This window comes from Wolbachia endosymbiont of Tuta absoluta (genome assembly GCF_059414725.1).
In genome coordinates this window covers 1-1,016 of the sequence record NZ_JBNRJY010000156.1, presented here as the reverse complement: position 1 = coordinate 1,016, position 1,016 = coordinate 1, and the positions used below count along the sequence as shown (strand labels likewise).

Here is a 1,016-nt window from a genome sequence, read left to right as displayed (position 1 = left end):
TGCCATCCATACATATCCTTCCGTAAATAGTGCAATAATATCATTGATAAAATCAACTAGCTTATAAACGAACTGTTTTTCTAATGTATTTTGTTCTTTACACAAAAATATAGAGTTTAATTTTCGTTGAAAATATACCAGAGTTATTAGTAATAATGGTGTTAGAATAAATAAAATATTAAGTAGAGTGTTCATAAAAATCCTTAGTACAATCTGCCATTATTTTTGAAGCGCGACTTATTGAGTCTGTCATATAAAAATTACACTTTTTTAGAGTGAAAGAGATATTACTTAATTTTATTTCATCACAGGTAATTGGTACCCATTTGTTTTTCACCACTTGGTCAGCATCTCTAAACTGTGGACCAATAGTGTATAATTTCTTCCTCACATCAAATAAATTATCATATAGTAAGGAAAGGCCCAAATATTGGGATAAATTTATTATAATCAACCAATCTTCCTTTGCTTCACCAGGAGGAAAAACAGCTAAATTTGTTCTCTGTACTCGCCCTTCAGTATTTACATAAGTTGCATATTTTTCTGTGTATGCAGCTCCAGGTAGAATGACATCTGCTATATGCGCTCCCCTATCACCATGGTGGCCTTGATAAATTACAAATGTACTTTCTAACTTTGATATATCAATTTCATCTGCGCCAAGAAGATAAACTACTTCTATCTCACCACTTTCTGCCTGTTTTAGCATCTGATTAATGTCTTTTCCACCTTTGCTAGGAACGAATCCAATATCGAGTCCACCAACCCTTGCTGCAGCCTTATGCAGTACGTTAAAGCCATTCCAGTCATCTCTGATCGATCATTGTGAGAGGCAAATAATTCCCTCTTCCCTCGGTAACTATAATAAATGTTATTGCCATCCATACATATCCTTCCGTAAATAGTGCAATAATATCATTGATAAAATCAACTAGCTTATAAACGAACTGTTTTTCTAATGTATTTTGTTCTTTACACAAAAATATAGAGTTTAATTTTCGTTGAAAATATACCAG

General features: G+C 32.7%; 3 pseudogenes. All 3 read right to left on the bottom strand.

Annotated features, from left to right (window positions below):
- Window positions 1-195: pseudogene (locus ACJ5GX_RS01685) on the bottom strand (hypothetical protein); the annotation flags it as partial.
- Window positions 179-817: pseudogene (locus tag ACJ5GX_RS01680) on the bottom strand (molybdopterin-dependent oxidoreductase); the annotation flags it as partial. The pseudogenes ACJ5GX_RS01680 and ACJ5GX_RS01685, both read right to left, overlap by 17 nt.
- Window positions 807-1,016 (bottom strand): annotated as a pseudogene (locus ACJ5GX_RS01675) (hypothetical protein); the annotation flags it as partial. The pseudogenes ACJ5GX_RS01675 and ACJ5GX_RS01680, both read right to left, overlap by 11 nt.